This is a genomic window from Pseudomonas sp. B21-036 (assembly GCF_024748925.1).
GTDB classification, from domain to species: domain Bacteria; phylum Pseudomonadota; class Gammaproteobacteria; order Pseudomonadales; family Pseudomonadaceae; genus Aquipseudomonas; species Aquipseudomonas palmensis.
The window spans coordinates 3,918,007-3,937,213 of record NZ_CP087178.1 but is presented as its reverse complement, the minus strand read 5'-3'; the positions used below and the strand labels follow the sequence as shown (position 1 = coordinate 3,937,213).

The window sequence follows — 19,207 nt, the reverse complement described above, 5'->3', positions numbered from 1 at the left end:
CTAGATTGCCGCTTCCAGCCCCGCCAGTAGCACCGAATAACAATAATGTGGGAGAGGACTATGAATGTATTCACGGCCAGCGTCTTGCTGAGCCTGGGCCTGGGGCTGTTCGCCGCAACCGCCGGGGCTGCCGATGACGGCCCGACACCGCAGACGGTGTATTCACAGACCTCGAACAAGGCCTCCCACAGCCTGCTGATCGACATCGCCAAGGCCGGGCCGCGCCTGGTGGCGGTGGGCGAACGCGGGCATATCCTCTTCTCCGACGACCAGGGCCAGAGCTGGACCCAGGCCCGCGTCCCCAGCCGCCAACTGCTCACTGCCGTGTACTTCGCCGATGCCAAGCACGGCTGGGCGGTGGGCCATGATGCGCAGATCCTCGCCAGCAGCGACGGCGGCGCCACCTGGAGCAAACAGTTCGAAGACCCGTCCCGCGAATCCCCGCTGCTGGATGTCTGGTTCCAGGACACCCGGCACGGGCTGGCCGTGGGGGCCTATGGCAGCCTGTTCGAAACCACCGACGGCGGCGCGCACTGGCAGGACGTCGCAGAGCGCCTCGACAACCCCGATCAGTACCACCTCAATGGCATCGCTGCCGTGAAGGACGCGGGCCTGTTCATCGTGGGCGAGCAGGGCAGCATGTTCCGCTCCCGCGATGCCGGGCAGACCTGGGAACACCTCGACGGCCCCTACGAGGGCTCGCTGTTCGGAGCCATCGGTACCGCCCGCGCCGATACCCTGCTGGTCTACGGCCTGCGCGGCAACCTGTACCGCTCCAGCGATTTCGGCAGCACCTGGCAGGCCATCGCGCTCCAGGGCGAGCGCGGTGCGCTCGAATTCGGCCTGGCAAGCGCTACGCTACTCGAAGACGGCAGCCTGGTGCTGGTGGGCAACGGCGGCAGCGTGTTGCGCAGCACCGATGACGGCCAGAGCTTCAGCGTGTTCAACCGGCCCGACCGTATCGCCCTTTCGGGCGTGAGCGGCCAGGCCGATGGGCAGCTGATCCTGGTCGGCCAGGGCGGGGCACGCCTGGCTACCGCCACCGGCGCCGCGAGGGCGCAACCATGAGCAGTCAGGAGTCGTTCAACATGCAGCACAACCAGGACAAGGCGAGCCTGCTCGAGCGCCTGATATTCAACAACCGCCCGGCGGTGATCGGCATCTGTGTGCTGGTGAGCCTGTTCCTGTTCTGGCAGGCCATGCTGATTCGCCCGTCCACCAGCTTCGAGAAGATGATTCCGCTGGAGCATCCGTTCATCCAGAACATGATCGAGCACCGCAACGACCTGGCCAACCTGGGCAATACCGTGCGGATCTCGGTGGAGGCCAAGGACGGTGACATCTTCAGCAAGGCGTACATGGAGACCCTGCGCCAGATCCACGACGAGGTGTTCTACATTCCTGGCGTCGATCGTTCGGCGCTCAAGTCGCTGTGGAGCCCCAGCGTGCGCTGGACCGAGGTGACCGAGGAGGGCTTCGCCGGTGGCGAGGTGATCCCGCAGACCTACGACGGTTCGCCCGACAGCCTGGAGCAACTGCGCAACAACGTGCTCAAGTCCGGTCAGGTCGGCCGGCTGGTGGCCAACAACTTCAAGTCGAGCATCGTCGATGTGCCGCTGCTCGAATCCTACCCCGACCCCAACGACCCGGGGCGCCAGATCAAGCTCGACTACCAGGCGTTCTCGCACCAGCTCGAAGACCTGATCCGCAACAAGTTCGAGGCGCAGAACCCCAACGTCAAGATCCACATCGTGGGCTTTGCCAAGAAGGTCGGCGACCTGATCGACGGCCTGATGATGGTGGTGATGTTCTTCGGCATCGCCCTGGTGATCACCTGGGTGCTGCTGTACTGGTTCACCTGGTGCATCCGCAGCACCATTGCCGTGCTCATCACCACCCTGGTGGCGGTGGTGTGGCAACTGGGGCTGATGCACGCGGTGGGCTTCGGGCTCGACCCGTATTCGATGCTGGTGCCGTTCCTGATCTTTGCCATCGGCATCTCCCACGGGGTGCAGAAGATCAACGGCATCGCCTTGCAGTCCAGCGAGGCCGAGAACGCGCTGACTGCGGCGCGGCGTACCTTCCGCCAGCTGTTCCTGCCGGGCATGATCGCCATCCTGGCCGATGCGGTGGGCTTCATCACCTTGCTGATCATCGACATCGGGGTCATCCGTGAACTGGCCATCGGTGCCTCGATCGGCGTGGCGGTGATCGTGTTCACCAACCTGATCCTGCTGCCGGTGGCGATCTCCTATGTGGGCATCAGCAAGAAGGCCATCGAACGCAGCAAGAAGGATGCGACCCGCGAGCATCCGTTCTGGCGCCTGCTGTCCAGCTTCGCCAGCCCCAAGGTGGCGCCGGTGTCGGTGCTGCTGGCGCTGGCGATGTTCGGTGGCGGCCTGTGGTACAGCCAGAACCTGAAGATCGGCGACCTCGACCAGGGTGCGCCGGAGCTGCGTCCGGATTCGCGCTACAACAAGGACAACGCCTTCATCATCGACAACTACTCCACCAGCTCCGACGTGCTGGTGGTGATGGTCAAGACCCCGACCGAAGGCTGCTCGGTGTACAAGACCATGGCGCCGGTCGACGAGCTGATGTGGAAGATGGAGAACACCCCCGGGGTGCAGTCGGCGATCTCGCTGGTGACCGTGTCCAAGCAGATGATCAAGGGCATGAACGAGGGCAACCTGAAATGGGAGAGCCTGTCGCGCAACCCGGACATCCTCAACACCTCGGTGTCGCGTGCCGAGGGCCTGTACAACGCCGACTGTTCGCTGGCGCCGGTGCTGGTGTTCCTCAACGACCACAAGGCCGAGACCCTCGACCGCGTGGTGGATGCGGTCAAGGCGTTCGCTGCCGAGCATGACCAGGAGGGCCTGGAGTTCCTGCTGGCGGCGGGCAACGCGGGGATCGAGGCGGCCACCAACGAGGTGATCCGGTCGGCCGAGCTGACCATCCTGATCCTGGTGTACCTGTGCGTGGCGGTGATGTGCATGATCACCTTCCGCTCGTTTGCTGCCACCCTGTGCATCGTGCTGCCGCTGGTGCTGACCTCGGTGCTGGGCAACGCGCTGATGGCGTTCATGGGCATCGGCGTCAAGGTCGCGACGTTGCCGGTGGTGGCGCTGGGCGTGGGCATCGGCGTGGACTACGGGATCTACATCTACAGCCGCCTGGAGAGCTTCCTGCGCGCCGGCCTGCCGTTGCAGGAGGCCTACTACCAGACGCTGCGCTCCACCGGCAAGGCGGTGCTGTTCACCGGGTTGTGCCTGGCGATCGGGGTGTGCACCTGGATCTTCTCGGCCATCAAGTTCCAGGCCGACATGGGCCTGATGCTGACCTTCATGCTGCTGTGGAACATGTTCGGCGCGCTGTGGCTGTTGCCGGCGCTGGCACGCTTCCTGATCAAGCCGGAGAAGATGGCGGGCACCCAGAGCAAGTCGATTTTCGCGCACTGACACACTGCGTCGTTTTCATCGCGGGTCAAGCCCGCTCCCACAATGGCTACCGCGGTCCTTGTGGGAGCGGGCTTGACCCGCGATGCTTTTAAGGTTGGGGTATCATGCGTGTTTAATCAGGGATACCCCCCCATGACCACCCTTGCCCAAGCCCTTGAATCCTGCGACATGCTGTTGATCGATGGCCTGCACGCATTCGACTTCACCTTCGACGATACGGGCCTGCGCATCGAATTGATGGACGGCCGTGCGTTGAAGAAATGGCAGTTCAGCCCCGAGCAGATCGGCAACGCGACGCTTGCCGGCGAGCACTGGCAGCTCAGCGACGACACGGGCGAGCATCAACTAGTCTGCATGAGTGCCTTGCGCGCTTCTGAAGAGGACGACGATGAAACGCCAGCTGATGTCCCTGCTGACCGCTAGTGCCATGGCGCTGACGCTCAACGCCCACGGCCATGAACTGCTGGTGGGCACCCATGACGGGATCTACCGCTACCGCTTCGACAGCCAGCGCGGCCAGCTCGACCCCACGCCCCTGCAAGTGCTCAGAAGCAGCAACCCGTCCTGGCTGACGCTGTCGCCGGACCGGCGCAACGTGTTCGCGGTGAACGAGAACGGTGACGGCCAGGGCCAGGTCAGCAGCTTTGCCCGGGCGCATGACAGCGGTGAACTGAGCCTGTCGAGCCAGGTGTCCAGCGACGGTGACGAACCGACCCACTCGAGCCTGAGCCTGGATGGGCGTTATCTGTTCGTGGCCAACTACGGCGTCAAGCCTGAGCCGGGCGGCAGCCTCAGCGTGTTGCCGGTTGCCGCCGATGGCCGTTTGTCGGCGTCGGTGCAGCAGATGCGCCATGTGGCCAGCGGGGTGAACCCCGAGCGCCAGGCCGGGCCGCATGTGCATTCGGTGGTGCCGTCCCCGGACGGGCGATACCTGTTTGCCAGCGACCTTGGCGCCGACCAGGTGATCGGCTACCGCTACCAGCCCCAGACCCCGACCCGGCCACTGGGCGCGGCAACCCCGGTCGTCCTGCCGCCGGGCAGCGGGCCGCGTCACCTGGCGTTCGGTCCAAACGGCAAGCATGCCTACCTGACCCTGGAAATGAGTGCACAGCTGGTGGTGTTCGACTACCACGACGGCACGCTGAGCCAGCGCCAGATCCTGCCGTTGACCGAACAGGCCGATGCCGCGGCCAAGGCGGCCAGCGCGGTGCATGTGTCCGCCGACGGGCGCTTCGTGTACGTGAGCAACCGCGGCACCCGCAACGAACTGATCGTGTTCGCCATCGACCGTCAGGATGGCAGCCTGCGCCAGGTGCAGCGCCGTTCGGTGGAGGGTGATCACCCGCGCGAGTTCACCCTGGACCCGACCGGGGGCTACGTGCTGGTCGGCAACCAGCAGAGCAACCAGATCGTGGTGATCCGGCGCGATGCGCAGACCGGCCTGCTGGGCGAGGTGGTGCAGACGCTGGCACTGCAATCGCCTTCGGACCTCAAGTTCGTCGACTGAACTATCAATCGCCTTGATATTCGCTACTGGCGCAATGAATTTTTCAGTGCGCCGGCAGCGGCGTAGGTTTGAACCACGGCCCAACCGGCCACTTCAACCTGACGCTTTCGAGGGCATTGCCATGAACTTCAATCTTTTTTCGGTTATCGCGGCTTCGGCCATTTCTGCCTCCGTGGTGCTGCCTGCCGGCGCTCAGGTCGAGATCCGCGAGAAAAAATCCTCCACCCCGAGCTACACCCAGAAGTACCTGCAGCAAAGCGCGAATTTCTATGCGGCGCTGGATCACAAGGTCCAGCACTGATCGTTTCCGGTGCTGGCCTTGTAGCGTCAGTACCGGCCCCTTCGCTGGTCAGCGTGCCATGATCGCCTTGAACAGCGCCGACTCCAGCCACCCCTGCAACCACACGCGCAAGCGCGGGTAGGGCGCTGTGGCAAACCAGTCAGGCTCGACCCCGGCAAACTGGCGAACAAATGGCATCAACGCCACGTCCGCAATGCTCGGGTGCGCCGCCACCAGGTAGGCCTGCCGCTCGAGGCGCTGTTCCAGGTCCAGCAGTAACGCCTCGGCCTGCGCACGATACGTCTCGCGCGACTGCTCCGGGTAACGCTCGGCATACTTGTAGTGATTGAGCTGCTGCTTGAACAGCGTGTCATTGCGCTCGATCAGTTGCGTGGCCTGCTGCGCTGCGTTCGGGTCGTCCCGCAGCGCCCAGTTTTGCGGATCATGCCGGGCCAGCGCCCAGTGCATGATCTGCAGGCTTTCCTCCAGCACCTCACCGTCCACGCTCAACACCGGCACCGTGCCCTTGGGCGACAGCGCCAGCATGTCGGCCGGCTTGGCCTTCAGGCTCACTTCGCAGATCTGCACCGGGCAACCGGCGTAGCGCAAGGCCATGCGCGCACGCATCGCGTAGGGGCAGCGGCGGAACGAATACAGGATCATCCGCTGACCTCCACCGTGCTCAACCCATTGCCCTGGCGCCGCACCTGGATCTGCACCGGGATCCGCTCATGCATTTCCTGCACGTGGGAGATCACCGCCACCTTGCGGCCCTGGGCCTGCAGGCCGTCCAGCGCGTCCATGGCCAGTTGCAGCGACTCCGGGTCGAGGCTGCCGAAGCCTTCGTCGATGAACAGCGACTCGATGCGCAAGGTGCTCGAGGCCATCGAGGCCAGGCCCAGCGCCAGTGCCAGCGACACCAGGAAGGTCTCGCCGCCGGACAGCGAGTGCACCGAACGCAGTTCGTCGCCCATCTCGGTATCCAGTACCAGCAGCCCCAGCGCGCTGCCGCCACGCTTGAGCCGGTAGCGCCGCGCCAGCTGGCGCAACTGGGCATTGGCGTGGTGCACCAACAGATCGAGGTTGTAGCCCTGGGCGATCTTGCGGAACACGTCGCCGGTGGCCGAGCCGATCAGCGCGTTCAGGCGTGCCCAGCGCTGCCACTGGGCATAGGCCTGGGCGATGCGCTCGGCCAGGGCCTGGTTGGCCAGTTGCCGGCGCTGGTCGTCGGCCTGCTCGGCGCGCAGTTCGGCGCACTGCTGTTCGCTGATCACCAGGTGTTGCTGCAGCTCGCTCAGCGCCTGCTCCAGATGCTCGGCGGGTACCTCGCCGCTGGCCTGGGCCTGATGCTGCTGCAGGCGCTGTTCGCGCTCTGCGACGAGCACGCCGGCCTGCTCGATGGCCTTTTCTGTCTGTTGCAGGCGCTGGCGCAGTTGACTGACCTGCTCGTCATCCACCGCCAGCAGCTGGTCCAGCCCGGCATCGTCGAGTTCCGGGTGACCCTGGCGCCATTGCCCGATGGCGTGGTCGAGCTGCTGGCTTTCCTGCTCCAGGGCGCCCAGACGCTGTTCGTCTGCCTTGAGTTCGGCAGCCCGCTCGATGGCCTGGGCCTGGGCCTGCTGCAACTGCTGGCCGGTCGTTGCCTGCGCGCTGCGCGCTGCCTCGACCTGCTGTTCCAGGTGCTGCTGCCAATGCTCGGCACCGGCATGCTCGCCAATCAGCGCGGTCAGGGCGTCGCGGGCCTGTTGCTGCTGGGTGCGCAGGGCATCGACCTGTTGCTGCACGGCCTGATGGCTGAGTTCGAGCGCCTGTTGCTGCACCTGGGTCTTTTCAAGCTGCTGCTGACGCTCGGCGTGCTCCTGCTGCTCGTCCTTTTGCCGGCCCAGCAGCTCCAGGCGCTGGGCCAGTTGCTGGTCCAGTTGCAGGAAGGTCGCGGCGGGCTCCCGGCGCAAGGCATCGAGAATGTCGCCTGGCAGCAGCGTGGCGAAGCCGGCCAGCGCCTGCTCCAGGTGTTCGTCGTCGGCCTGCAGCGCATGCTGTTGCTGGCTCAGGTGCTGCGCGGCCTGCTGGTTTGCCTCGACGCTCGCCTGCACCTGCTGCTGCACACGGGCGGCGTCTTTCTGCAGGGTCAGCAGGGTAGCGAGGCGTTGCTCGTCGCGGGCGATGTCGTCGTTCAGGCGGCGTAGCTGATGCTCCAGCCAGGCCGAGCGCTCGCCCACATCCTGTGCCGAGAGTTGCGCATACAGCGCGTGCGCCTCCAGGCCAGGAGCCAGTGCCTGCTGCTGGAGGGCCAGTTGTTCCTGCTGGTGCAGGTACTCCTTGATCTGGCCATTCACGCCGCCCAGGGTGCTGCGCAGTTCGTCGAGCTTGAGCTTGAGCGCCTCCACCGCCTGCAGGGCGCCGGCCTCTTCAGTCTGGTCGTGCCGGCCGAGGCTTTGCAGCAGGGCTTCGGGCTGGTGATAGGGGTGCTCCTGGCTGCCACACACCGGGCAGGGCTGGTCGTCCTGCAACTGCGCGCGCAGTTCCTCGACGCTGGCGCTGCGGGCCAGGCGCTGACGTTCGAGCACCTGGCGGGTGACCTGCAGGGCCTGTTCGGCGGCGGTCAGCTCGGTCTTGCCCTGCAGGCCTTCGGCGATCAGGCCTTCACGCTGTTGCTGGGCCGCCTGCTGGCGCTCGCGCAGGGCCTGGGCGCGTTGCGTCAGCTCCTGCTGGCTGGCCCACAGGCGGGACAGCTCTTCGACGGCGCGCTGCTGCTTGCGGTTGTCCTGCAGCAGGGTGCCGAGCAGGTCGATCTGTTCGGCCAGCGCCTCGGGCTCGGCGCCGGCCTCGTGGTAGAGCAGGGCCAGGCTTTCACGGTGTGCCTGCAACTGGCGTGCGCACTCATCGGCGCGCTGCTGCAGGCCGGGCAGCTCCTCGCGGCCCTGGCTGAGGCGGTTGCCGACCAGCATCAGTTGCTGCAACTGGGCGCGGTAGGCGTTCCAGGCATCACCGATGCTGGCCAGGTGAGCGCTCTGGCTCAACTGCTCGTCGACCTGGGCCAGGCGCTGGTGGGTGAGCTGCTGGCGCTCGATCAGCGCCTGGATCTGCTGCTGGCCTTGGCGACTGGCTTGTTCGGCGTGCTGGCATTGAACGTTGCGCTGGTCAAGCTCCTGCTCCAGGCGCGCCAGCGTCTGCTGCTCGGCGAAGGCCTGGCGCAGCAGCGGCGCGCACTCGGTCTGCCGGGCCAGGGCCGTGGCCAGGTGCTCACCGGCGGCTTGCTGCGCCTGTTCAAGCTGCTGCAGGCGTTGCTGCAACGCGGCCTGCTGCTGGCGTTGCTGCTGGATGCTCGCTGCCAGTGGGCTGAGCTGGCTGGCCAGCTCCCGCTGGCGGGCGAACTGATGGCGCTGCGGGGCGAGTTGTTCGAGGCGGCTCAGGTTCAGGCGTTCGCCCTGCAACTGCGTCCACTGTTGCTGCGCGCTGTGCAACTGCTCGCTGGCGGCGGCCTGCTGGTCCTGCAACTGCTTGAGTTCGGCGAACCAGCTGCGCTGCTGTTCGAGCAGGCGCAGGCGGGCCTGTTCGGCCTTGAGCTGGCGCTGCGCCTCGGCGAGGCGCTGGTCGAGCTCGGCGCGTGCCTCCTCGGCCATCGGCATCACGCCCTGGGCCTGGTCGGTGAGCGCCTTGTGCGCCTCTTCGGCCTCCTTGCTCTTGCTGTAGGCGCGCCGGCCCAGCTGGCTGTAGATGGCGGTGTTGGTGAGCTTTTCGAGCAGTTCGCTGCGTTCCTTGTCGTCGGCTTTGAGGAACGCGCTGAATTCGCTCTGCGCCAGCATCACGGCGCGGGTGAACTGTTCGAAGTTCAGGCCCAGGCGGGCCTCGATCATCTGCTCGTATTCGCGCTTGCTCTGGTTGCTCAGCAACTGGTTGCTGTCCAGGTCGTGCAGGCTCTGGCGGCTGCCCTGCAACTTGCCGGTGGGTTTGTCACGGGCGCGGTTGGCTTCCCAGCGGGCGCGGTAATGGCGCCCGTCGATGCCGACGAAGTCGACTTCGGCAAAGCCGCTGCCGGTGCCGCGGCGCAGCAGGGTGCGCGGGTCGCTGGTGAGTATTTCGCTGTCGACCTCGGGCAGCTTGGTCTCGCGGCCGATGTTGTTCAGCCGCGGCACCGCGCCGAACAGCGCCAGGCACAAGGCGTCGAGCAGGGTGCTCTTGCCGGCCCCGGTCGGCCCGGTGATGGCGAACAGGCCGGCGCTGGCCAGCGGCTCGCAGGTGAAGTCGATCTCGAACGGGCCGGCCAGGGAGGCGAGGTTCTTCAGGCGAATGGCAAGAATCTTCATGGCTGTTCCTCCTCCTGCTGCACGTCCTGCAACAGCAGGGCGAAGTCGGCCAGGGTCTGTTCGTCGACGCTGGTGCCGTAGGCCTGTTCCCAGGCACGGCTGAACAGGTCGTGGGGGCTGAGCTGGCCCAGCTCGATCAGGCGGGTGTCATCCTCGCCGTCGCTGGCGCCGGTGCCGGCGTATTCGGCGGCGATGCGTACCAGGCGCACGGCCTTGCCTTGCAGGCAGGCTTCGAGCTGCTGGCGCAGGTCGGGCTGCGGTTCGTCCAGGCGCACCCGCACCTCCAGCCAGGGCTGGCGCTGCGGGTCGTCGAGCAGGTCGACCTGGGGCAGTTGCCCGAGTTGTTCGAGAATCTCCACCAGCGGCGCCGGGCCCAGGCGTTGCAGGGGCACGGCACGCGGTATCAGGCGTGGTTCGACACTGGTCAGGGTGGCGCCGTCGAGTTCGACTTCGAGGATCTGGTGCTGATAGCCGATTTCGGAGAACGACAGCGGAATCGGCGAGCCGCTGTAGCGGATGCGGTCTTCGCGGTTGACCTTCTGCGGCTTGTGCAGGTGGCCCAGGGCAACGTAGCTGATCTGGCTGCTGAACAGGCTGGCGGGCAGGGCCTCGGCATTGCCGATGATCAGGCTGCGCTCGGAGTCTTCCGATACCGAGCCGCCGGCCATGTGTGCGTGGCTCACGGCGATCAGCGCCTGGCCAGGCTTGCGTTGCTTGAGGGCGGCCTCGATCAGCCATTCGTGCACCTGGCCGATGCCGCGCAGGTAGTCGTCACCCAGGTGCGCACCGGTAACTTCGGCCGGGCGCAGGAAGGGCAGGGCCAGGCACCAGGCGGTCACCTTGCCCTTGGCGTTGGTCAGCGGCACCAGCAGGCGCTCGCTGTCGAGCTGGCCGTCGTCGAGCCAGTGCACGCGACCCAGGGCGTAGGTCCTGAGACGGCGCATCAGCGGTGCGGGCAATTCGATGCGCGAGCCGGAGTCGTGGTTGCCGGCGATCATCACGATGTTCAGCCTGGGCTGCTGTTCGTGGGCCTGGACGATGAAGTCGTAGAGGCGCTCCTGGGCTTTGACCGGCGGGTTGACGGTGTCGAAGATGTCGCCGGCGATCAGCAGCGCGTCAGGCTGGCGCAGCTTGAGCTGGCCGAGCAGCCAGTCGAGAAAGCAGGCATGTTCGAAGTCGCGCTCCTGGCCATGCAGGGTTTGCCCCAGGTGCCAGTCGGAGGTGTGAAACAGACGCATTGGAAGTCCCGTGAAGGTCGAGCCGGTAGCCGGCTATGGTAACGCGGGTGGCAGGTTTTGGGGGCTGCGATAACCCCTGCGCAGGCGCCGCGTTATTTGGGATAGAGCGGCGGCAGGCTGCCGTTCTCGGCGGCGCTCGGCTGCGCCTGTTCGGCCGCGGGAATGGTGCCGATCGCCCGCCACAGTTCATCGCCCTGCCAGTATTGCCCGCTCTCGCTGTACAGCGCGCCGTTGAGCCCGTCCAGCGCATCCGACAGCGGCACGAAGCGCGCCGCCATCTCGGCCAGGGTCTCGGGCTGCTGGCGGGCCCAGGCATCCAGCGCCTGGCGGGTGGCCTGCGGGTCGTTGGCCTGGCAGGCACGCTTGAGGTCGTCGAGCAGGGTACGCGGGCTCGGCCCGCTCTGCGCTGCACGCAATACCGCCGGCTGCGAGCGCGCGCGCCACCACATAGCGAAGCCGAGCAGGGTGGTCAGGGCCAGCAGCAGCGTGCTCAGTTGCCACGGCCACAGCGGTCGGTTCTCGATGTTGACGACACTGGCCGGGGTGTCTGCCGTGAGAGCCGGATTGTCTTCGATCTTCAACCCGCGCGCCGGCAGGCTGGTGCGCTCCACGTGCTGTTCGCGGGTGTTCCACCACACCACCTCGAGGCTCGGCAGTTCCAGTGCGCCACTGTGGGTCGGCACCAGCGCCTCGCGTTCCTCGCGCAGGCCTACCAGCCCGCGTTCGCTGACCTCTTCACGCAGTTGCGGCTGATCCGGGTAACGGCGCAGGCCGTTGACTTCGGTGGCGGGCAGCGGTGGCAGTTGCGCACTGGACAGCCCGTCGGCGCTGAGGATCACGCTGCGCGTCAGCGAGTCGCCGATCTGGGTCGGGGTCTGCGCAGGGTCCGGGCTCCAGCGTTCCTCAAGGCTCAGGCTGCGTGCCGGCAGCCACGGCTGGTCGGCGGGGTACTCGGCCGGTATCGGCAGCACCTGCAAGGGCAGCGGCGTGGAACTGACCCGTACTTGCTTGCCACGTGCCGCGCCGCTGTCGCCCTGGGCCGGCTCGTCGGCGCTGGTGGCGCTGAAGGTCAGGGCGGGTATGCTCAGTGCGCCGCTTTGCTGGGGGAAGATCGCGTAGCGCATCTCGATCACGCCAAAGCGCACGCCGTTGATCAGTTTTTCATAGGTGCGCGACTCGCCCAGCGGTTCGACCCGGGCATTGGCGATCACCAGCGGGCTGAGGCTGCTGTCATCGTAAAGCGACACCGAGTGGTAGATGCGCAGGGTCAGTACGGCCTGGGCCTGCACGTACACGCTGTCTGCGTCCAGGCTGGCATCGATGCTCACCGGCGCCTGGCTGATGTCGCTGGACGCCTCGGCCGGCAGTACCTGCAACGTCACCGGCTGGCTCTGCGCCTCGCCCAGGTGCAGCACCGGCACCTGGACCGTGCCGCTCTGGCGCGGGCGCAGGGTGATGATCCAGCGGGTATTGGCCTGGGTCTGGCCGTCGAGGCTCTTGAGGCTGTTGACCTGGCGCGTGTCGCGCACTTCGAAGTCGGCCTGCAGCGGGGTCAGGTCGGGCTTGCCGAACTGGGTCACGTCTTCGATTTCCAGGGTCAGCTCCAGGGTTTCGCCCGCGATCAGGCGGCTGCGGTCGACGCTGGCGAGCAGCGTCGCCGCCTGCACCTGCAGGGCGAACAAGAAGCTGAAAACCAGGGCGCAGACGCGGATCATTTGGGGCTTTCCTGATGCAGTTGCTGTTCGTACCAGAACTTGCGGCGCAACAGCTCGGACGGGTTGTCCGGGATCTGGCGCAGCCATTGTTCCAGGGCCTGGCGCTGCTCGGCATCCAGGCTGCTGTCGACGGGGCGCTGCGGTGGCCGGGTGGTGTCTTCGTCCGGCGGCTCGCTGGCGTTGTGCGCGTGCTCTGGCGCGGTGGCGGTGTCTTCGCCGGCGCCGGCCTTGGCATCGCCCTGGCTGCTGTCGCTGCTGTTCGATTGCTGGCCGTTGCTGGCCGAATCGGTCGGCAGGTCGGGCCGGCCCTGAGGCGGGTCTTCGGTGGCCGGCGGTTGCTGGGGCTGTTCGGGCTGGCGGCGCAGCATTTGCTCTACCAGGTCCTTGTTGGCCTGGGCCGCTTCCAGCTCGGGCTCCAGCTCCAGGGCCTGCTCCCAGGCATCCACGGCCGCCTCCAGTTCGCCGCTGCGGGCCAGGGCATTGCCGCGATTGTAATGGGCACTGGCGCTGCTGGCCCGTGCGAATTCACGGGCGGCGCCAGCATAGTCGCCAGCCTGGTACAGCGCCATGCCTTTCCATTGCGGGTCTTCGAAGTGGCGGGCGGCCTCGGCCGGACGCTGCTGTTCGAGCAGGCGCTGGCCCTGCTGGTCGGGACGCAGCCACAGGTCGTTGAAGGTGAAGGCGTAGCTCGGTTGCGGCAGCAGGCCGAGCAGCAGCGGCAGGCAGAACAGCCAGCCACGCCGGCCAGCGCACGCGGCCAGCAGCAGTAGCGGGATCAGCAGCCAGTAGCCCTGGTCGGCCCAGCTGTCCAGTTGCAGGGTCTGGCCGTCGGCGCGCAGCGCCTGGGGATTGTCGAACAGGCCCAGGCCGCGCAGGTCGAGGTCGTCGATGCGCGCCTTGCGGTAACGCCCGCCGGTACTGTTGATGAAGGCCTTGAGCTCGGCGCTGTCCAGGCGCGGAACCAGGATTGCCCCGTCCGCGTCCTTGAGGTATTCGCCGTTGGTCTGCCTGACCGGCGCGCCTTCGGGGGTGCCCACGCCCAGCATCAGCAGCTTGGGACCATGACGCCCCAGTGCCTGGGTGATGCCCTGACGTTCCTGCGGGCTGAGCGAGGAGCCGATCAGCAGCAGGCGCCCCTGGCCCAGCGCGCCCTGGGCCAGCAGTGCCAGCGCCTTGCGTACCGCCAGGTCGGCGCGCTGACCAGGTTGCGGCATGATGGCGGGGTCCAGGGCGTCGAGCAGGTTGCGGCTGGTGGCCAGGTCGTCGGACAGCGGCACCAGGGTGTGTGCGCTGCCGGCATACACGATGATCGCGGTCTGGCTGTCGCGGCGGTGTTCGAGCAGGTCGAGCAGCTTGCGCCTGGCCTGCTGCAGGCGGTTGGGCGGGGTGTCGTCGGCGAGCATCTGCGGGGTCAGTTCGAGCATGACCACCAGCGGGTCGGCGGCGCGCTGGCGGGTCTCTTCCAGGCGCTCCCAGCTGGGGCCGACCAGGGCCAGCACGGCCAGCAGCCAGGCCAGGCCGAGGGCGATCCACGGCAGCTTGCTGTCGCGGCCATTGCCGCCGCCCAGCAGCACGGCATGGAACGCCGCGGGCAGGATCATCTGCCAGCGTCCGGCGCGCTTTTGCCGGTGCCACAGCTTCCACAGCAGCCAGCCGAGCAGCGGCAGCAGCAACAGCCAGGCCGGGCGCAACCATTGGGGCCAGAGCTCGATCATCGACGCCTCCGCAGGCGCAGGCGCTTGAGGCGCTCGCGCCATTCGGGGTGCGGCTGCAGAAAGTGCGGCCGGCGCAGCAGGCGTTGCAGCAGATTGTCGGGCCAGCGATCGCGCACCACCAGCAGTACGCTCAGGCCCAGCGCCAGGGCCAGCGGCCAGCTGTACAGGGCATGCGCGGTACGCGCCTGGGTCGGTTGCTGGGCTACCGGCTCGAGGCGGTCGAGGGTCTGGCCGATGGCGTTGAGTTCGTTGCCGTCGCGGGCGCGGAAGTAGGCGCCGTGGGTGACCTCGGCGATCTCCCTGAGCGAGGCTTCGTCCAGGTCCAGGCTCGGGTTGAGCCCGAGCATGCCGGCGGTGCCGGTTTCGTCCGGGTCGGCGCCGATGCCGATGGTGTAGATCCTGATGCTTTCCTGGGCGGCCAGGCGCGCGGCGGTCAGCGGATGGATCTGCCCGCCGTTGTTGGCGCCATCGGTCAGCAGAATCAGCACGCGGCTTTGCGCAGGGCGCATGCGCAGGCGCTTGACCGCCAGGCCGATGGCATCGCCAATGGCGGTGTTCTTGCCGGCGATACCGATCTGCGCCTCGTCGAGAAAGCTGCGCACGGTGCGTCGGTCGAACGTCAGCGGGGCCTGCAGGTAGGCCTGGCTGCCGAACAGGATGAGCCCCACGCGGTCGCCTTCACGCGCTTGCAGAAAGTCGCCCATCAGTTGCTTGACCAGGGTCAGGCGGCTGACGTCCTCGTCGTCCCAGCGCATGTCGGGGAAGTCCATCGAGCCGGATACATCCACCGCCACCAGCAGGTCGCGCCCACTGGCGGCCACCGGCAGCGGCTCGCCCAGCCATTGCGGGCGCGCGGCGGCGCACAGCAACAGCAGCCACACCAGCACGAACGGCGCCTGCTGGCGCCAGGTCGGCAGGTTGAGCCGCGCGCGACGCCCGGCCAGGCCTTCGAGTTCGTCCAGAAAGCTCACCTTGAGCACCGGTTCGCCGCTGTCGGCGGCCGGCAGCAGCAGACGGGCCAGCCACGGCAGCGGCAACAGCGCGAAGACCCACGGCCAGGCCAGTTCAAACATGTTTGCGAATCCAGGTGTCGACCGCCTGGTTGAGCCCGGCGATGGCCTTGTCGTCAAGCCGGCACTCGGGCTTGTAGGCGCCTTCCACCAGTACCATCCAGCGGGTCAGGCCGGCGGCCGGGCAGCGGTTGTCGAGAAACGCCAACCACTTGCGCCCGTTGAGGGTGTGACTGTGGCTGTCGGGGTAGTGGTTGCGGCACAGGCGTTTGAGCAGGGCGTTGATCTGCTGCAGCCAGGCACCGGCCGGTGCGCCGTCGTAGGGCTTGGGCAGCGCCGCCAGCTCTGCCAGGGCGGCGATGCGGATCGGTTCCAGCGGTTGTTCGGCGCGTGGCAGCGGGGCCTTGCGCGGGCGCCAGTGACGCAGCCGCCACAGGCCCCAGGCGAGCACGGGCAGCAATGCCAGCAGCACCCACCAGCCCGGCGCGGGCGGCCACGCGCCGATGGGGGCGGGGGCGATCAGCGGTTGCAGTGCGTCCAGTGGGTTCATCGGCTTTTACCCGAGCGTTGCGGGTCGAGGTATTCGCGCAGTTGCTCGATCATTTCGCTCTGGGTGCTCAAGGGCATCAGCACCACGCGCAGTTTCTGGGCCAGCAGTTCCCAGCGTTCGATGCGTGCCTCGCTCTGCTGGCGATAGCTCTTGCGCAGGTTGGCATCCAGGGTATCGAGCTCCAGCTGTGCGCCGCGCTGGGCAAAGCGCAACAAGCCGGCGGCGGGCAGGGCGTGGTCGAGTGGGTCGGACACCGGCAGCAGCAGCAGGTCGCAGTGGCGCGCCAGCAGGCTCATCTGTTGCTCCACCCCGGGGGTGAGCGCGCGTTCGTCGCAGATCACGATGGCCAGGCTGCCCGGGCGCAGCACTTCGCGGGCGCGGCGCAGGGCGATGTTGAGGTTGTCGCCCTGGGGCTGGGCCTCGGTGTGCAGCGACTGGTTGACCCGCGCCAGGCGGTTGAGCAGTTGCAGCAGGCTCTGCTTGCTGCGCCGTGGCTTGATTTCATAGTGCTCGTTATCGCCGAACACCAGGCCGCCGATGCGGTCGTTGTGGCCCAGCGCGGCCCAGCCGATCAGGGCGGCGGCCTGGGCGGCAAGTACCGACTTGAACATCAGCCCGGAGCCGAAGAACAGGCGTCGGCTCTGTTCGACCAAAATGAAGATAGGCCGCTCGCGCTCTTCGTGGAACAGCTTGGTGTGGGGTTCCTGGGTGCGGGCGGTGACTCGCCAGTCGATGTTGCGCACATCGTCGCCGGCCTGGTAAACGCGCACCTGGTCGAAGTCCACGCCGCGCCCGCGCAGGCGCGAGTGATGCAGGCCCACCAGCGGGCTGCGTTGCCCAGGGGCGGAGAACAGCTGCACCTCGCGCACGCGATGACGCATCTCGATCAGCTCGGAAAGGCCGATGCGGATGCCGGGCTCGGCCTGCGCTGAAAGAGGCATGGCTTCAGGCCACGGCGACGACGTCGAGGATGCGCTGGATCACCCGGTCCTGGTCGATACCGGCCGCTTCGGCCTCGAACGAAAGAATGATGCGGTGGCGCAGCACGTCGAACAGCACCGCCTGGATGTCTTCGGGGCTGACGAAGTCGCGTCCGGCCAGCCAGGCGTGGGCGCGTGCGCAGCGGTCCAGGGCAATGGAGCCGCGCGGGCTGGCGCCGTAGGCGATCCAGTCGCCGAGTTCGGCGTCGTACTTGGCACCGGTGCGGGTGGCCATCACCAGTTGCACCAGGTACTCCTCCACTGCGTCGGCCATGTACAGGCCGAGGATCTCCTTGCGTGCGGCGAAGATCGCCTGCTGGCTGACCCGGCGTTCGGGCTTGGTTTCGCCGTTGAGCGCCTCGCCGCGCGCCTGCTGCAGGATGCGCCGCTCCACGGCGGCATCGGGAAAGCCGATTTTCACGTGCATCAGGAAACGGTCGAGCTGGGCTTCGGGCAGCGGGTAGGTGCCTTCCTGCTCGATGGGGTTCTGCGTGGCCATCACCAGGAACAGGGGCGACAGCTCGTAGGTGCTGCGCCCCACGCTGACCTGGCGCTCGGCCATGGCCTCGAGCAGGGCCGACTGGACCTTGGCCGGGGCGCGGTTGATTTCGTCGGCCAGCACCAGGTTGTGGAAGATCGGACCCTGCTGGAACACGAAGCTGCCGGTTTCAGGGCGATAGATTTCGGTGCCGGTGATGTCGGCGGGCAGCAGGTCGGGGGTGAACTGGATGCGGTGGAACTGCGCCTCGACGCCTTCGGCGAGTTCCTTGATGGCCTTGGTCTTGGCCAGGCCCGGCGCACCCTCCACCAGCATATGACCATCGGCGAGCAGCACGATGAGCAGGCGCTCGACCAGTTTTTCCTGGCCAAGAATCTGGGTGGAGAGAAAGGTGCGCAGCGCGATGAGCGCTTCACGATGTTCCATCGGGACGGTTCCTGGGCGTGCGCCCGGGGGGAGGGCAACAACGCCCGGGCAGGGGCTGATACTTTAATCCATCCGGGGGGGCGGCGACTAATGGTGGGTGGGTAAATTTGAGCGCAGATCACAAATCATCGGTGCCGCCATCGCGGGTCAGTTCTTGAAGCTGGAGTGCTTGCGCCCCTGGTCACACAGGGCGAACACCACCACGAACACTGCGGCAATCGCCAGGATCGCCACCACGCCGTCGGTCGAATGGGTCGGCGAGCTGGCCACCAGTGCCAGGCCGCCCAGTGGCGCCAGGCCACCGGCCACCGCGGTGCCGATCTCGCGCCCGGTGCCAAAGCCCGAAGAGCGCGTGGCCGTGGGGAACTGGCGGCTGAGGAACGAACCCTGCGGGGCGAACATCATCGGCGCCAGCAGGCCGGTACCAATGGCGATGGCGATGTAGATCATCAGCGGCTCGGCGGTGTTGAGCAGGGCCATGAACGGGTACGCGAACAGTACCGAGAACAGACCGCCCATGATCAGCACGGCCTTGCTGCTCCATTTGTCGCACAACCAGCCGAAGCATGGCACCGCCACGATCGCCACCAGGCTGGCAATGGTCACCGACAGCGAGGTCACGTGGGCCTCCACACCCTTGAACTGGGTCAGGTAGGCCAGCGAGAAGGTCTTGAAGATATAGCTCAGGGCGTTGTAGCCGATGGCCACGAAGAACACCACGGCCAGGCCCTTGAGGTCGTTCTTGAACAGCGCCTTGAGCGGCGACACCTTGGCTTTTTTCGGCGCCTGCTCGAGTTCGGCGAACTGCGGGGTTTCCGGAATGCTGCGGCGTACCCAGAAGCCCACGCCCACCAGCACGATGCTGCAGATGAACGGGATGCGCCAGCCGCCCGAGAGCAGGAAGTCGTTGCCGTTCATGGTCAGCAGGTACACGGTCAGCGACGACAGCAGCAGGCCCAGGTTGAGCCCCAGCGCAGGCCAGGCACCCTGACTGCCGCGCTTGCCTTCGCTGGCATGTTCGTAGCTGGTCACGGCCGCGGCGGACAGCTCGGCGCCCGCGCCCAGGCCCTGGATGATGCGCACCAGCACCAGGATGATCGGCGCCCAGATGCCAATGCTGGCGTAGCTGGGGATCAGGCCGATCAGGGTGGTGCACAGGCCCATCATGCAGAAGGTCACCACCAGTACCTGCTTGCGCCCGAAGCGGTCGCCCAGGTAGCCGAACAGCACGCCGCCGAACGGGCGCGCGATAAAGCCGATGGCAAAGGTGGAGAAGGCCAGCAGCGAGGCAACCTGAGGGTTGCTGGCGTCGAAGAAGATCTTCGAGAACACGATGGCCGCCATGGTGGCGTACAGGTAGAAGTCGTACCACTCCAGCATCGAGCCGAAGATGGTGGCCGCCGCGACCTTGCGCAGGCGCTTCCTGTTCTGTTCCGGGGTTTCGGTTGCGGAGGTGACCGCTTCATGTACCGACATCGAGAGATTCCTTGTTGGTCTTTGTAGTTATTTTCAAGCGGGC

General features: G+C 66.9%; 15 protein-coding genes. 5 read left to right on the top strand and 10 right to left on the bottom strand.

Annotated features, from left to right (window positions below; translation table 11 throughout):
• The first annotated feature begins 60 nt into the window (after window positions 1–60).
• From LOY33_RS17680 to LOY33_RS17660, 5 genes are all read left to right on the top strand, one after another.
• Entirely contained in the window at window positions 61–1,068 is a 1,008-nt protein-coding gene (locus LOY33_RS17680) for a YCF48-related protein (RefSeq protein WP_229590342.1), read from the top strand.
• On the top strand, window positions 1,065–3,461 hold the full coding sequence (locus LOY33_RS17675; protein WP_043864634.1) for an RND family transporter: 2,397 nt from the start codon (window positions 1,065–1,067) through the stop codon (window positions 3,459–3,461). Before LOY33_RS17680 ends, LOY33_RS17675 begins: the two co-directional genes overlap by 4 nt.
• Before the next feature lie 132 nt (window positions 3,462–3,593).
• On the top strand, window positions 3,594–3,884 hold the full coding sequence (locus LOY33_RS17670) for a DUF5629 family protein (protein ID WP_058541348.1): 291 nt from the start codon (window positions 3,594–3,596) through the stop codon (window positions 3,882–3,884).
• Entirely contained in the window at window positions 3,850–4,968 is a 1,119-nt protein-coding gene (locus LOY33_RS17665; RefSeq protein ID WP_258659459.1) for a lactonase family protein, read from the top strand. The genes LOY33_RS17670 and LOY33_RS17665 overlap by 35 nt, the downstream gene beginning before the upstream one ends.
• A gap of 121 nt (window positions 4,969–5,089) precedes the next feature.
• The gene (locus LOY33_RS17660) at window positions 5,090–5,269 is read left to right on the top strand and encodes a hypothetical protein (RefSeq protein WP_043864631.1); all 180 of its coding nucleotides are present in this window, start codon (window positions 5,090–5,092) and stop codon (window positions 5,267–5,269) included.
• Between the two features lie 48 nt (window positions 5,270–5,317).
• On the opposite strand, the gene LOY33_RS17655 is transcribed toward LOY33_RS17660, so the two are convergent.
• The 10 genes from LOY33_RS17655 to LOY33_RS17610 all read right to left on the bottom strand — a co-directional run bounded on the left by LOY33_RS17655 (window position 5,318) and on the right by LOY33_RS17610 (window position 19,164).
• Entirely contained in the window at window positions 5,318–5,911 is a 594-nt protein-coding gene (locus tag LOY33_RS17655; RefSeq protein ID WP_078479575.1) for a glutathione S-transferase, read from the bottom strand.
• Window positions 5,908–9,555, bottom strand: a complete 3,648-nt coding sequence (locus LOY33_RS17650) for an AAA family ATPase (protein ID WP_258659458.1) — start codon at window positions 9,553–9,555, stop codon at window positions 5,908–5,910. Before LOY33_RS17650 ends, LOY33_RS17655 begins: the two co-directional genes overlap by 4 nt.
• Window positions 9,552–10,793, bottom strand: coding sequence for an exonuclease SbcCD subunit D C-terminal domain-containing protein (locus LOY33_RS17645; RefSeq protein WP_258659457.1), 1,242 nt, complete (start codon window positions 10,791–10,793; stop codon window positions 9,552–9,554). The genes LOY33_RS17650 and LOY33_RS17645 overlap by 4 nt, the downstream gene beginning before the upstream one ends.
• Window positions 10,794–10,885: 92 nt before the next feature.
• A complete protein-coding gene (locus tag LOY33_RS17640; RefSeq protein WP_258659456.1) occupies window positions 10,886–12,508 on the bottom strand; it encodes a BatD family protein in 1,623 nt (540 codons plus the stop codon).
• Window positions 12,505–14,223, bottom strand: coding sequence for a VWA domain-containing protein (locus LOY33_RS17635; RefSeq protein WP_258659455.1), 1,719 nt, complete (start codon window positions 14,221–14,223; stop codon window positions 12,505–12,507). The genes LOY33_RS17640 and LOY33_RS17635 overlap by 4 nt, the downstream gene beginning before the upstream one ends.
• Window positions 14,220–15,296, bottom strand: coding sequence for a VWA domain-containing protein (locus tag LOY33_RS17630; RefSeq protein ID WP_054916214.1), 1,077 nt, complete (start codon window positions 15,294–15,296; stop codon window positions 14,220–14,222). The genes LOY33_RS17635 and LOY33_RS17630 overlap by 4 nt, the downstream gene beginning before the upstream one ends.
• A complete protein-coding gene (locus LOY33_RS17625) occupies window positions 15,289–15,783 on the bottom strand; it encodes a DUF4381 domain-containing protein (protein WP_043864624.1) in 495 nt (164 codons plus the stop codon). The genes LOY33_RS17630 and LOY33_RS17625 overlap by 8 nt, the downstream gene beginning before the upstream one ends.
• A complete protein-coding gene (locus LOY33_RS17620) occupies window positions 15,780–16,724 on the bottom strand; it encodes a DUF58 domain-containing protein (protein WP_054916213.1) in 945 nt (314 codons plus the stop codon). The genes LOY33_RS17625 and LOY33_RS17620 overlap by 4 nt, the downstream gene beginning before the upstream one ends.
• Window positions 16,725–16,728: 4 nt before the next feature.
• Window positions 16,729–17,688: a MoxR family ATPase gene (locus LOY33_RS17615; protein ID WP_043864622.1), complete on the bottom strand. Its 960-nt coding sequence runs from the start codon at window positions 17,686–17,688 to the stop codon at window positions 16,729–16,731.
• A 147-nt stretch (window positions 17,689–17,835) separates the two neighbouring features.
• Window positions 17,836–19,164, bottom strand: coding sequence for an MFS transporter (locus LOY33_RS17610; protein ID WP_258659454.1), 1,329 nt, complete (start codon window positions 19,162–19,164; stop codon window positions 17,836–17,838).
• Window positions 19,165–19,207: the final 43 nt, after the last annotated feature.